The organism is Polynucleobacter sphagniphilus, from assembly GCF_029892205.1.
GTDB classification, from domain to species: Bacteria; Pseudomonadota; Gammaproteobacteria; order Burkholderiales; family Burkholderiaceae; genus Polynucleobacter; species Polynucleobacter sphagniphilus.
Genome location: NZ_JARXVX010000007.1, coordinates 1 through 13,941 on the forward strand (window position 1 = coordinate 1; position 13,941 = coordinate 13,941).

The following is a 13,941-nucleotide window of genomic DNA, read 5'->3' on the forward strand; positions in this document are numbered from 1 at the left end:
CCTACAGGGCCAGAAGTAATGGTGTAAGAGCCTGCACTACCAGTTTCCACTGTAGAGGCGCCCAAGCTTAATGTGCCACCTGAGATGGTGGTGCCGCCAGTGTAGGTGTTGGCACCGGATAGAGTTAAAACTCCAGTTCCATTGTAGGTAAGAGCCGTTGGACCACTGATAACGCCACCAGAACTCTGACTTGATGTAGTGGATGAGGATGAAATACTTAAGCTGGATAAATTAGTGGCTGATCCGATTGAAACGGCACCAGTTCCAGCATTAATTGTTAATCTGTTTTTTGCTAAAGAAACAATAACAATGCCTGAGCCACCAGTGCCGCCAAGTACTGTAGTTGAAGCCGGCGGGGTATTGCCATTGACGTAGCCTGCACTTCCACCCCCACCCCCAGTATTAGGACTGCCATCAGAGGCTTTAGTTTGATCTAGAGTTCCGCTGCCACCGCCACCAACACCGCCAATAGTTGCTGTCGCATTAGAAGCATTCGTTCGAGTACCTGCACCCCCACCACCGCCGTAGGCTACCGAAGAACCAGAAATTGAGTTATAGATTCCATTTCCACCATTGCCACCATTGCCAGCATTAACGCCATTTGAACCAGCACTACCTGCGCCGCCGCCTCCGCCACCTTGATTGACAGTGCCATCACCTGCACCACCTGCATTACCTTGTCCAGTAGTAGCTAGACCACCTGACCCACCACCACCTCCGCCGCCGGAACCACCAAGAGCACCGTTGGCGTTTGAGCTGCTTAGACCTCCAAATGCACCACCGCCGCCACCGCCAACTGCAGTGATAGTGCTTGCCCCAACTAAAACTGAGTTCTGTCCATTCTGCCCTTGCTGTCCGGCGTAATTCCAACCCACACCACCGATGCCACCGGCGCCGACAGTTACGGTACCGCCACCACTCAATGTCGCAGATCCGGTTAGTACCCCACCACCACCACCGCCGCCGCCGATAATTCCAGCGCCACCGCCACCGCCAGCAACAACTAAATATTGCACCGCATTGGAGAGTAAATTGACAATCTGATAAGTATTGGTTGCAGAGTTAAAGCTAATTTCCATATCACCAACTAAAGTAGGCGAGGATGAAGAACTCGATACAGTTCCGGATACACCGTTATAAATATAGGTGCCCGTTGTTGTTCCAGTAAATTGAATAATGCCGCCAGAAGAGATACCACCAGTAGCATTTATTCCACCAGAGCCACTAGTCAAAGTTGGAGAGCTGCCAGCTACGAACAAAGATCCTGTATAAGTTTGAGCTCCGGCAGTGGTAATGTCTCCACCCAACACGGTGCTCCCCGACACTGTTAATGTGGAAGTGCTACCAGTACTAGTAATTGCCGATCCGGATGCTAAAACCAAAGATCCTATAGTGAATGACCCCTGAAGATTCAGGCTAGCATTCGTTGCGATAGTCAGCGGCAGGCTTGATGAAAGCGAAGTAGAGCTAGTAGTAACATTGGCGCCAGATGCAATACTAATGAAACTTACATTCGCATTTCCGGGTTGAACGCCGTTGATCCACGTTCCATATGCCCCCCAAGAAACTGGGCTTGCAGTAGTTCCACTAATTGAGATTGCAGTGAGGTTGCTTAGCGAGGCGCTCCAAGGTAGCAACTGTAAGGTGCTGCTATTCCCGATAGTCCAATATTGACTTGAAAGTCCCGTTGGTATTGAGGACTGACTAATGCTGCCAAGGTTGGTAACATTGCTGGCGTTGACGAACCTATTAGCACCAGAATAATCCGTAACCGTTGTGTAAGAATTATTTACCACTGCAAATGCAGTAGCGCTGTTAGTAGAGGACGAATTACTATACCCATCAAAAGCACCGACAGTAACAAAACATCCAGTCACAACACAATCTGCAGATGTTGGTGTGACTAAAACATTGGTAAATGTTGTACATCCCGCACTAGAGCAATTCGAAGTTCCAACGATGTCTCCAGTTGCGGCATATCCATGGTATGAATAACCACCAATAGTAGCTCCTGTAAAAGAGGAACCATTAATCGAGAGGGTAACTCCACTGGATACGACTGAGGGGCCAACACCTGATGCTGCAGGAATTCCAACCGTGCCAACAAAGCCCCCAATACTATTCATGCCAAAATTACCAACGTTATTATTTCCGGACATTGCAATACTGCTGGTAGACCCATTAATTGTTGTAGCGCCTCCAGTAACGGCACCAATTAAACCGCCCACAATCAGAGAGCAATTATTACAAGCTGAACCAGCAGGATAATTGAGAACAAATTGTCCTGACACGTTCACGTTAGTAAGAGAATTGGTGCCGCTCGCCCTGCCAGCGATACCGCCAAAAATAATATCTACATTTGAAGCAGCAGTCTGGGTTGCATAAACAGATAGGCTTAGATTCTGAATCGTAGCGCCAGTAATAGATGGGAATAAACCCAGGCTCCCATTAAAGTTCAAAGGGCCACCAAAGCAAAGAGAGCCAGACACAGCACAGTTATTGCCAGGGGAACCAGTAGTTTGAGATGTTGGGGCAAAAGAATGGCCTAAACCATCTAAGATTCCAGAAAATGTAGCGCTTGAGGCACTGGAGCCAATGTTGAAGAAATAGCTCGCCCAGCAATAACCGCTGCAAACAACTGTGGTGACATTACCAATTATTGCGTAGTTACCTAAAGCACTGGTCAGAGTTGCATTCGTTGATCCATCAATCAAGGTAAATGATTTGTTGGCCTCATATAGAGAGGATGCGGTAGAGGCAAAAGTAATGCTTACCCCTGATCCAAGGTAGTAACCGGTTCCGGCTGTTGCTGCCGCCGAAGAAGTGGATCCGCCGTAAAAGAGATTTAAACCGGAAGAAGAATTATTTCCATTAACAGTGATATTGGCATCTATATAAATATTGCCAGTAGCACTCAGAGTTAAAGCGGTATTGGCGCTCCAAGTAATTGGACTGACAACCCAAATACTTCCACCTGTTGTTGGTGTTGGATTAAAGGCTGTGTCGACACAAGCTACAGAACAACTTACTGTTGTACCTGCTTGAATTGTTACGTTACTTGTTGCTAAGGCAGTTTGAATGAGTCCAGCTGTAGTTGAATCAATAATGATATCGGTAGGATCCAGCAGCCACATTCCCCCTCTACCTGCATTAATAGAGGATAAAAGATTCAATGTATGGCCTGATGTCTCAATAAAACCACCAGTGTCATTGCTTGGATTGAGTTCTAGTTGTGATGCGTTGATTGAGCTTGTCGCATCGATGCTGGTAAATAAAGCAAAAGGCAATGTGCCGTTGCTTGCATCATTGCCTATCTTGATTGCTCCACCCTGCGCATAACCTGTTGCGTCAATCTCTGTGCCGCTGATATTGACGTTGTTGTATGCAGAAATACCAATGCTTCCGCCACGACCATTAGAGCCGTTGGTTTGAATGAGTGTATTTTGTATATTAAGGTTGCCAGCATTGCTGACAATCGTGATGGAGCCACCATCACTAGAACCATTAGCGCTAATCTGCGCTTGATTAATGTGGATGTCTTGATTAGAGGTGAGCGTAGTCGTGCCACCAGGACCAGCTTGTCCGTTGGTTTGCACTACTGCTGCGTTATCTAATATTAAGGCGTTAGCTGTTACTGCAAAAGAGCCACCATTGCTGCCATTGGCTGCAACTGTTCCTGCGAGATGAATATCAGTGCCGTTAATTGCTATGACGCCGCCGGGGCCATTGTTACCGTTGGCTTGGATCAAAGACCCACTTTGGGCATTAAATTGCTGTGCGGATAAGGTGACATGGCCACCGGTCGTACCGTTGGCCAGAATTTGGGCAGAGCTGTAGATTGTTAACTCATTTACAGCATTGAGGTAGATGACATTTGTCTGAATATTTTGACTAGTTTGTGCATTAGCACTGGAATCATTCGCAGCAGTGCTTGAATACACTCGATCTAGTGCAGATGTGGCGTTGTTTTGCGCAGTCAAGAACGTTGGTAAGTCTTCTTTACGAATAACATTGCCGTTATACGTTACAGATGTATTTGTTGTGTTGCTTGTATTGGAATTTGTATTGGCTGATGTTGTTAAACCGCCAGACACATAAATCGCTTGAGCAAGCAGTTGAATGGCAGCTCCTAGTGTTGTGCCATTACTTGCATTGATGGTGCCATTTGCATAAATGGTTTGCGCTTGCACCGTCACTTGTGTTGCCGTGATTGTTGTGCCAACGTTCAGATATGCAATTGAACTGTTAATGATCACGCTCAAATTTTGTCCGCTAATGTCAGCGTTCAAATTAAAAATACCAGATGACGTTAATGTCAATGTTGTTTGTGTAAGACCTTGCTTCAGAATATTTGCGCCACTAGCAATCGTAAGATTGCCACTACCCGCTTGCGTACAGCCACCAAGGCTTGGGCAGACATTGCCATTCACAGCAATGCTGACGTTGTTGTTTGCAAGAGCAAGTGAAATGACATTTGCAGCAGATGCGTCAATGATCAAATCAATTGGATCCAAGAACCACAAACCTGATCTACCTTTTGCAGCGCTGGTATCAACAACCAATTTTGGCGCAAGGTTTACTTGTCCTTTGGAGCTTGTTTCAACAAAACCACCATTGCCGGCAAGTGCACCACCAATTGCTTTGAGTGTTCCAGCAACAGTCGTTTTAACTTGCGACCAAATCGCGATAGATCCTGCATTACCGTTTTGAGTTGCAGACACATCGATCACAGCGCCCTGCTTCACGGTCACAGTGTTTGCCATTTGTTTTGTGTTCGCTGCTTGTGCTGCATTACTTGCAACGACTGCTTGATTTTGTTGTGCTGTATTTGCACTAGGCGTTTGCGCATTGACTTGCGTACCACCAGAAGCTTGGGTTTGCGCTAAACCGACATTCACCTGTCCGCCACCAGCTGTGCCAGTTGCTGTCGTAGAGGATTTCTTAGTGATCTTGATATCGTTTGCGACAAGATTGACTTGACCGCCTTTGCCATTAGCTGCAGAGCTATTGGCCTCAACTGTGCCTGCCTGGGTGACATTATTGGCAACCAGCTCAATGACACCACCGTTGTTGACCATGGAGGAGGCAGATATCTTGCCGGTGTTTTTTACCACTGAACTCATCAGCTGGTTAGCCGCACCCGCGGCGAGGACAATCAGGCCCCCATTAGTCTCAACTACCCGCTTATTGACGATGAGGGCTTTCAGGGTCGCCTTATCTACCGTAACGCCAACCAAACTGTGATTGCCCTGGAAATTCAGGGTCACTTGGTCGCCAGCAGCCATGGCAATGCTGCCACCCGCCCTGGCTAGGACATAACCCTGGTTTTGGACCTCTGGAGCCAGCAAAGCGATAAAGCCATCAGGCTCATTGGCCTGAATCGAGCCTTTATTGATGATTTTGCCGGTTCCATTGCCGTTATAGGTGGATTTACCGTCCATAAAGTCTTTATCAGCGATGTTCATGGTGCTGGCCGTAACGGCTGCAGCATCTACCTGAGCACCCCTACCAAAAACTACGCCATTTTGGTTCACCAGGACGATTTGGCCATTGGATTTGAGGGCTCCATCGATCTGAGAAGCGCTAGTGCCAGTAACTCGATTCAAAGTCGCTGAATTTGCACCTGGAGTATTGATGTTTACAGAGGCATTTTTACCAATGTTAAAGCTATCCCAATTAATCACTGCACGTTGCGTGCTTTGATTAATGGTCATGGTATTGGTTGTCTGTGAAATCGTTGCAGAACCTGCCACTACCTTTCCGTTGGTTGGCAATGCATTGAGTGGCTGGGCCACCACATATTCACATTGGAATGCAATTAAAACGAAAAAACTCAAAATGGCTTTTGATTTGATTTTGGAGATGCTTTGTAATTTGAAATTGGAAGACAGGGTCACTCGAGCAAATTTCTTCTTCAAAACACGATCTTGGAAAGATTGGACCAAGAGTATGAAAGCATCAAAAATACAAATCGTATTTTGGGTGATATTTTGAACCGCAACGACCGAAGAAAACATCTCAAGAGATGAGAAGAATTTTGCAATCTTTCGGGTCGGTGATTTGACGGTATTTTGGAGTGATTTCTTAACCGCTTGCGTGCGCGCAAGCAAGGCAATTCCCTTGCACATTTGTGTGTGCAAATGAATGCTACCTTGCGAGAGAATTTTTTTCAGTAGTACCAAAATATTTTTTACAAATGGTGTGTGTTTTTCATCTATACGAATCTGCGTTAAACCCTTTGTAAATATAGAAAAACACCGCAGACGTTATTTTAAATAAAGTATTTTTTGAGAGCAAATATTGAAGTTGTCAAGCCCTGGAAGCCCCGTCAAATCAAGACCCAGTTTTAGAGCCATTCTCTAGATATCGCTTTTGAGAGGAAATCGCCCTTTTATGAGCTAAAGAGGCAATTCCGTTATCAGGGCCATATAGGGGCATTATTTTTAAAAAAATACGCTCGTATTTTTGTCCAATTGAAGAAATAAAGCGGGTTTATTTCAGTAGAAAAATGGAATGGAGCTGGCTCTATTTGAGCGAGAAAAAAGAATGTTGCTTCTCACTCAATGTGTATTTAAAAAGTGCCATTTTTGTGTCATTTTTATTGGCTATTTTTAAGTGTTTTTTGAGTTCACTAAGTGGGTTTTATCTGCCCCAAAATATCCATCTAATTTCACCCAAATTGGGAAAAGATTTCCGCCTAGAAAGAATCGGCTTGAGCTGTCTTGAGAGTTTTCATCTTTGACCACCCACCCGATTTTGATAAACCAATCCAGTGATTAGCCAGATCTTTTTTTTGCATTCTGAATCGAAAAAAGATTCTCAGAATTTTGACTTACACCGCCTATTTTTGAAAATGTAAGACTTCTTCCTTGGGTTCTTGTTGTTTTTGACTGGAGTGATTTACATTGAAACTTGCATTAGAAATCCAGCGGATGTCCCAAGTTCATTCAAGAAGTCGTTATTAGTAAGGTGCATCAAATTGAAGGTCAAGCATGGCAATTTTTTGCTTTTACTAATAAGAAATTGGCTTGTTATTTTGATGCAAAAACATACCGTTTTTTTAGGCTACATTTGGTACGAAAATTTCAAGAAAAAAGACTCAAAAACCACCCTCATTTGCGGGAATTTTTGAGTCCTGTTCTCTATCACTTAGGTTTATCGCCCTAAGTGATTTTTTATTGGGTATTTTGGCTGTATTAGAAGCTATAACTGCCGGTAATCCAGCCTCTTGGTTGGGTTGTGCTGCCATCGGTATTCACAGGTTGGCCATATTGACTATATAGGGGGTTTTTACCCACCATCCAGGCAACTATGGCTCCTAGATTCCAACCCTCGTAATCCCACTTTGCTCCAAAACCTGCACCCATCAGTGAATAGGTATTGTTGGCGTTAGTAAGGCCTTGCCAGCCTGGGTAGGTAAATTTGTATTGCTGCACCACGCCACCATCAAAGAAGGCCGATATATTTACTTTAGGCATCAGCTCATGACGCAACTCCATTGTGAAGATTCCGCCTTGAGCGCCGCCCGATTGCGCCACTGGGTAAGCGCGCACGCCATAGGGGCCGCCTAAATAAAATTGCTCGGCAGAATTGAGGTTGGTAGAGGCAAATTGGCCAGATAAGGCGGTATACAGGGTTGTTGTACCGTCTTCAACCAATTGCTGGTTGCGGTTACCAGAAAATGTCAGCTTGCTGAAATTGCTGGGGGTAATAGGCTGGTAAACCGTTGGAGTGGTATCTGGTACAGCATACATGCTGTAGTTCGACATGCTGGTTCCCAAGATGCTGAGGTTACCCAAAATTGCCGTTACTGAACCACTGCTAACAGCCCCATATCCAAAGCCATCCACAAAATTTCCGGATAAACCTGCTGATAGATTATTAATGTTGTACGCGCTGATGGTTGTATTAGTAATCGTATTGCGGTTGTTGTAGCTCTTGATGTCGTAGTTCAAGCTGGTATTGAGGTTGGCACCTTGCGAACGGATGAGCGGGTAAGCTGCGCTGACGCCAGTAGTCCATGCATCACCAGCGCCGCCCGTGGACGAATAGTTGCTGACGTTTTTATATTGCAAATAGGTTCCTGCCAAACCCAGTCTTAAGCCATCTCTGGAGCCAGGCAGCGAGATAGCGCCCTGCACATATTGAGACCCCTGGGAGAAAATTCCATTGACTGATGCCGAGTCGCCAATTCCCAATGCGCCATTCAGGTTCATCGAAAATACACCTTGATTTGCGCCAGTAGTTCTACTGCCGTAGTTATTGGCCTCTACCCTTCCCTGAACCAAATCGGGCTGAGTCAGCTGCAAACGCAGATTGGTATCACCATCTTTTTCGCCCGGCTCTAATTGACTTGAAACCATCACCCCTGGAGTTTCATTGAGGATGATGATGGCGCGCTCTACCGCATCCATATTGAGCGGATTGCCCAAAGGGTTGGCATAAGTAATATAGGCCGCTGCTTGCTCTTTACTAAAGCGTGTTGGTCCCTGCGGATTCTCCACTTCAACTTTTCCAAGCTTTGCCTCAGTAATCAGGATCTTAACTACCCCGTCCTTAATTTTTTGGGGAGGCAAAATTGCTTGAACCGTATAACCCTTCTTACGGTATAAGGTCTGAATGGCATCGCAAGCTCTTTGTAAATCATCAAAGCTCACCGGCACACCTACCCAAGAACGAATTGCCAACTGCACTTCTGCTTCAGGAAGAATATTGACTCCTTCCAGCACAAATGAATTAACCGTAAAACGCAATTCACCTTCTTTGCTGGCGCTTGGCTCGCTTGGCGCCGCTTTACCGGGCTCTGGCAATGCCAACGGCGAAGGTAATGGCAATTGTTGCTCGAGACCTCGCTGTAATGCGCCCGCATCAACTTGAGCATTTACAAGAGATGCGAGGCCAAGCTGCAGCGTCAGAAAAGCAATTGCGGATAGCTTGAAGGTCTTAGTACGGTTTGAGTGCATAGTTTGGGTACTGAATATCAGCATTAAATATCAAAAAGTTCTGAGATTTTAACGGTTTAGAGCGTTTTACAGAAAAATGCCTATACAGGTTAAGATTTCGTATGAATTCAACTGTTAGCGCCCCAATTGCTTTTGATTACCCCTTGCAAGACTCAGCTGGCATCACCTGCACAGCTCAAGCCTGGGCTAAAGTCCCACCCCATCTTGCTGGACCTGAGAAAGCGGCAGTCATTGCCCGTATTAAGCAGCTATTGATCGAAAAAAATGCCGCCTTAGTGGCTCACTACTATGTTGACGGCGATATCCAGGATCTAGCTATCGAGACTGGTGGCTTTGTTGCCGACTCTCTGGAGATGGCACGCTTTGGCAAGAATCATCCCGCCAAGAATCTGATTGTTGCTGGCGTTCGCTTCATGGGTGAGTCTGCCAAGATTCTCAGCCCCGAGAAACGCGTCTTCATGCCCGACTTAGAGGCTACCTGCTCATTAGATTTAGGTTGCGATGCTGCTGACTTTGCCAAGTTTCGTGCTGCACATCCTGATCGTGTTGTGGTGGTCTATGCCAATACGAGCGCTGCCGTCAAAGCACAAGCCGACTGGATGGTCACTAGCTCCTGTGCTTTAGCAATCGTTCATCGACTCAAGGTGGAAGGCAAGAAAATCTTGTGGGCACCCGATCGCCATCTTGGAAGATACATTCAGGAACAAACCGGTGCAGATATGTTGCTATGGAATGGCGCTTGTATTGTTCATGATGAATTTAAGGCGGCTGAACTGGAGATACTGAAAGCAGCGCATCCGAATGCCATGATCTTGGTTCATCCTGAATCGCCACAAGCCGTAGTAGATCTGGCAGATGTGGTGGGCTCTACTTCAGCCATGATCAAGGCCGTGGTTGAAGGCACTGCTACTGAATATATCGTGGCCACCGACAACGGCATCTTGCATCGCATGCGTCAGCTAGCACCCAATAAAAAACTCATTGAAGCCCCCACTGCGGGAAATAGCGCCACCTGTAAGAGCTGCGCCCACTGCCCCTGGATGGCCATGAATGGTCTCCAGGGTATTTTGGATTGCCTAGAAAATGCTTCTGGAGAAATTGTTATCGATGAGCCCATTCGGGTTGAAGCACTGGGTTGCATAGAGCGCATGCTCGATTTCACAACCAATCACCCTGACTTACTAGCAAAAGCGCAACATGGCTTTGTCAAGAATATCGGCGCTGCCTAATATTATTAGTTCCATTATTTTTCTTTTTTCTTTTGGATTGATCCGAATTCTCCATGTTTGAATACAACGAAACCCTAGAGCAAGCGCGTCAACGTAATATTCATGATGCGCTCATGGAGGATATTGGTACTGGTGATTGGACTGCGAAGCTAGTCCCTAGTAAATCGGTTCAGGCTCACCTCATCGTGCGCCAAGAAGCAGTACTGTGCGGTGTTGATTGGTTTGAAGGCACCCTTAAGAAGCTTGATCCAAATGCAAAAATGACATGGCATTACATCGAAGGTGATTTAATGAAGCCGGATACCAAGGTGTGCGATATTCAAGCTGACTCACAAGCACTGCTTTCTGCAGAACGCACCTGTATTAATTTCTTACAAACACTATCTTGGACAGCTAGCATTACCCGTCAACACGTGGATGCTATTGCAGGTGCCAGCCCCAACCCTAAAGGCTGCGCAGTATTGGATACCCGCAAGACTATTCCCGGTTTACGTCAGGCGCAAAAGTACGCAGTACGAGTGGGTAGTGGTCAGAACCAACGTCTTGCTCTGTGGCACGGCATTCTGATTAAAGAAAATCATATTGCTGCTGCTGGTAGCGTTACCGCTGCATTAAAGAATGCGCAAGCACTGAACTCTGGGGTTGATATTCAGATTGAAGTAGAAAACTTTACTGAATTAGAAGAGGCTTTAGCTGCAGGCGCCAAGAGCATTTTGATTGATAACTTCAATACCGATCAAATGAAACAAGCCGTAGCCATGACTGCGGGCCGCGCATTATTGGAGGCTTCTGGGGGCATTAACTTAGATCAGATGCGTGCCATTGCTGCTACTGGTGTTGATCGCATCTCACTCGGCAAGCTAACCAAGGATGTGAATGCGGTAGATTTCTCGATGAGAATCTTATAAGTGCTCGCTCAATATCTTTAGAGAATCCCGCATTGCCACTAAGTTCATTAGTTGATTCATTGCCCGCTACTAGCTAAACTAGAGATTAGACGTGGTAATCATAATCACGCGATTTACCCCTTGTTGTACAACCCCCCTTCTTTTTTAAGTCTCCCAAAGAACATATGGGGATCATTTAAACAATAATGTATAAAATTTGATACAATTGATGAAAATAACAGAAAAGCCCATTCAATGGAGGGGGTCTAGCCTCAAGGATATTAAGGATGCAAAGATTTTTTCATCCGACGCCCGCAAGGAGGCTGGGCATCAATTGAGCCAAGTTCAAATTGGCTTGGATCCAGATGACTGGAGGCCATTTGAAGAAGTTGGGGCAGGAACAAAAGAAATACGCATCAATCTAGATGACGGTTGGTATCGAGTGATGTACGTAGCAAAGTTTAATGACGCCATTTATGTATTGCATTGCTTCAAAAAGAAGACTCGAGTTACCAGCAAACAAGATAAGGATATGGCGATCAGTAGATATAAGGAAGTTATAGCAGAAAGGATAAGAAAATGACTCGTCAAAATAAAGCCACGCATATCACCCCCGTAGGTGGAAACGTTTTTTCCGACCTTGGATTCTCTCCAAAAGAAGCGGCTAGACTGCAAGCAAAATCCAAGAAGATCATCTCGGAAAAGCTAGTCATTAAAGAGTCATTAATGACTGAACTATCCTTGTGGATTGACGAAAAGCAACTGAAGCAACATGATGCTGCCATCATCCTTGGGATAAGCCGTCCAAGAGTATCGGATGTCGTTCATAAAAAAACCGTTAAATTCACCATAGACTCTCTTGTGGATATGCTTGCTAGAACCGGAAAGCATGTTGAGCTTTCGGTGAGATAAATGAACGTGAAGTTAAAACATATATCAAAAAATTGGGTTGATCCGGATGATGCGCCCGAACTCGATGAGCAATGGTTTCAAGATGCGCATGTCTATATTGGAGACACTCTTATCAAAAGAGGTGTTGATCGCCCTCCAATTAAAAATACAAAAGAAATGCTCAGCTTGAGGTTAGATGCTGATATCTTAGAAAAACTACTTGCTAGCGGTAAGGGCTGGCAAACCCGCTTGAGCAATCATATTAAAGGGGCTGTTCTAAAAGGTACTCTTTGAATCGGTTTAATTATCAGTAGATTCTGAGGTGCCCTCTGCCTGAGGGGTCAAAATCGTTGGGTATGAGACTGCCCAAGTACCTGGGTAGTCACGGCTGTAATGCAATCCCCTGCTCTCCCTACGCATGAGGGCTGATCTCACGATGAGTTCGGCACACTCGAGCAAATTACGTAACTCAATCAGATCTCGTGTGACCTTAAAGTTGGCGTAATACTCTTGTACTTCATATCGAAGTAGCTTAATTCTATGTAGTGCGCGCTCCAATCGACGATTGGTTCTCACAATACCGACATAATTCCACATCAGTGAGCGCAATTCGTCCCAGTTATGGGCAATCACCACTTGCTCGTCAGCATCATCTACCTGGCTTTCATCCCAAAGGGGAAGGGTTGGCATCAGCGGAGTCTTTAATGCGGAGATGTCTTCAGCAGCAGCCTTACCAATCACCACACACTCTAAAAGTGAGTTGCTTGCTAGGCGATTGGCGCCATGCAAACCAGTATAAGTTGCCTCACCTACGGCATAAAGGCCCGGTAAATCTGTTCTTCCTTTGAGATCGGTCACTACACCACCACAAGTGTAATGTGCAGCAGGAACCACTGGAATGGGTTCTTTAGTGATATCTAAGCCAAGACTTAAACAACGCGCGTAAATCATTGGGAAATGTTCCTTGATAAACGCTTCGCCTAAATGAGTAGCATCCAGATGCACATAGTCCAAGCCATGCTTCTTCATTTCAAAGTCAATGGCACGTGCCACGATATCGCGTGGCGCTAAATCATTGCGCTCGTCATGCTCTGGCATAAAGCGCGTGCCATCGGGCAGCTTTAATAACCCACCCTCACCGCGCATGGCTTCGGTAATGAGGAAAGTGCGATCACTAGGGTGATACAAACAGGTTGGATGAAATTGAATAAATTCCATATTGCCTACGCGGCAACCTGCACGCCAAGCCATGGCAATACCGTCGCCAGTAGCAGTATCAGGATTACTGGTGTAGCGATATACCTTACCCACACCACCAGTTGCCAAGACTACCGATTTAGCTTCAATCGTTTCTACGCGATTGTTTTTAATGTCTAAGGCATACACGCCATAACAGCGATTGGGTTTAGTGCGCTGAGTCTTGGCATCAAGCTGTCGATTAGTAATGAGATCTAGAGCAATCCAATGTTCCAAGATGCGAATATTTTTGTGAGACTTGGCTTTATCCAATAACACTTCGTGGATCGCTTTACCAGTAGCATCAGCAGCGTGTGCAATTCGACGATGACTATGCCCACCCTCACGAGTGAGATGCAAGCCCATGGGCCCTGACTTATCTTCAGTAAACGGAACACCCTGCTCTACCAGCCATTTAATAGCATCGGCACTCTCTTCTGCGATGTAACGAGCAGTGGACTCCACCACCAGGCCTGCACCAGCGTCCAAAGTATCGGCTACATGTGAATCAATGCTGTCGTGTTCTTTATCAACTACTCCAACGATGCCGCCTTGCGCCCATGCAGTGGCTGCCTCACCCAAGCCACGTTTGGCCATCAAAATCACTGGCTGTGTTTCAGCCATGTGCAGGGCAACAGTTAAACCAGCTAGTCCAGCTCCAATAATGAGGACTGGTAACTCAGCTTGAGCTTGGGAAGGAGTGGGTGTTGAGCTTGCCATAGAGGGTTAATTCTA

The 13,941-nt window shown here is 45.9% G+C and carries 8 protein-coding genes; 5 read left to right on the top strand and 3 right to left on the bottom strand.

What is annotated here, in order from left to right; all coding sequences use genetic code 11:
* Both M2125_RS10385 and M2125_RS10390 read right to left on the bottom strand, forming a co-directional pair.
* Window positions 1–6,128: two-partner secretion domain-containing protein (locus M2125_RS10385; protein ID WP_280742939.1), on the bottom strand; the 6,128-nt coding region annotated here is incomplete at its 3' end.
* Between the two features lie 1,068 nt (window positions 6,129–7,196).
* The gene (locus M2125_RS10390) at window positions 7,197–8,963 is read right to left on the bottom strand and encodes a ShlB/FhaC/HecB family hemolysin secretion/activation protein (RefSeq protein ID WP_280742940.1); all 1,767 of its coding nucleotides are present in this window, start codon (window positions 8,961–8,963) and stop codon (window positions 7,197–7,199) included.
* A 101-nt stretch (window positions 8,964–9,064) separates the two neighbouring features.
* On the opposite strand from M2125_RS10390, the gene nadA reads away from it, so the two are divergent.
* From nadA to M2125_RS10415, 5 genes are all read left to right on the top strand, one after another.
* The gene (gene nadA / locus M2125_RS10395) at window positions 9,065–10,192 is read left to right on the top strand and encodes a quinolinate synthase NadA (protein ID WP_280742941.1); all 1,128 of its coding nucleotides are present in this window, start codon (window positions 9,065–9,067) and stop codon (window positions 10,190–10,192) included.
* A 53-nt stretch (window positions 10,193–10,245) separates the two neighbouring features.
* On the top strand, window positions 10,246–11,100 hold the full coding sequence (nadC, locus tag M2125_RS10400) for a carboxylating nicotinate-nucleotide diphosphorylase (RefSeq protein WP_280742942.1): 855 nt from the start codon (window positions 10,246–10,248) through the stop codon (window positions 11,098–11,100).
* Between the two features lie 208 nt (window positions 11,101–11,308).
* Entirely contained in the window at window positions 11,309–11,662 is a 354-nt protein-coding gene (locus M2125_RS10405; RefSeq protein WP_071465982.1) for a type II toxin-antitoxin system RelE/ParE family toxin, read from the top strand.
* Window positions 11,659–11,991, top strand: coding sequence for a helix-turn-helix domain-containing protein (locus M2125_RS10410; RefSeq protein WP_280742943.1), 333 nt, complete (start codon window positions 11,659–11,661; stop codon window positions 11,989–11,991). The genes M2125_RS10405 and M2125_RS10410 overlap by 4 nt, the downstream gene beginning before the upstream one ends.
* Window positions 11,992–12,264: a BrnA antitoxin family protein gene (locus M2125_RS10415; protein ID WP_280742945.1), complete on the top strand. Its 273-nt coding sequence runs from the start codon at window positions 11,992–11,994 to the stop codon at window positions 12,262–12,264. It begins immediately after the preceding gene.
* 6 nt (window positions 12,265–12,270) lie between these two features.
* On the opposite strand, the gene nadB is transcribed toward M2125_RS10415, so the two are convergent.
* Window positions 12,271–13,926: an L-aspartate oxidase gene (nadB, locus tag M2125_RS10420; RefSeq protein WP_280742946.1), complete on the bottom strand. Its 1,656-nt coding sequence runs from the start codon at window positions 13,924–13,926 to the stop codon at window positions 12,271–12,273.
* Between the last annotated feature and the right edge of the window lie 15 nt (window positions 13,927–13,941).